Genomic DNA, 485 nt, shown 5'->3' with positions numbered 1-485 from the left:
AAGCCGAGCTGCGGAATATCGTGGCTAATCCGTTGACGCGTGAGCAAGTTGAAGAGGCTCGTGAGATCGCCGTCGCGAATTGCGGGACTTTCCCGTATATCGAGTTCATGCAAATCGTGAACGAACACGGCGGTCTTCCTCCCGTGAGCATTTCGGCGCTGCCCGAAGGTACGCTGGTCCCGAACCATGTGCCGTACTATCAAGTGCGGAATACGGCTCCGGGTTTTGCGTGGCTTGGTCAGTTTCTGGAAACGCGGTTGCTGCGTGCCACTTGGTACGCGACAGCCGTCGCCACGCTCTCGTGGAGTATCAAGCAGGACATGCGTGCGTTCCTGAATCGCACGTGCGATGAACCGGAGGCGGCAGTGAAGTTTATGCTGCATGACTTTGGCGCACGTGGTGCATCGTCGGCCCAGACGGCAGCACTTGGTGGCATGGCCCATCTTGTGAACTTTATGGGCACCGACACGGTACCGGCACTGGTC

At 58.4% G+C, this 485-nt stretch carries 1 pseudogene; it reads left to right on the top strand.

Features of this window, described 5'->3' with window-relative positions:
* Positions 1–32: 32 nt before the first annotated feature.
* Positions 33–485, top strand: a pseudogene (locus AC1RPW_RS07940) (hypothetical protein); the annotation flags it as partial.

The sequence above is a fragment of the Dellaglioa sp. CoH-55-MRSF-8 genome (assembly GCF_056782195.1).
The sequence above is the reverse complement of the archived record's forward strand: the minus strand, read 5'-3'. Positions and strand labels throughout refer to the sequence as shown.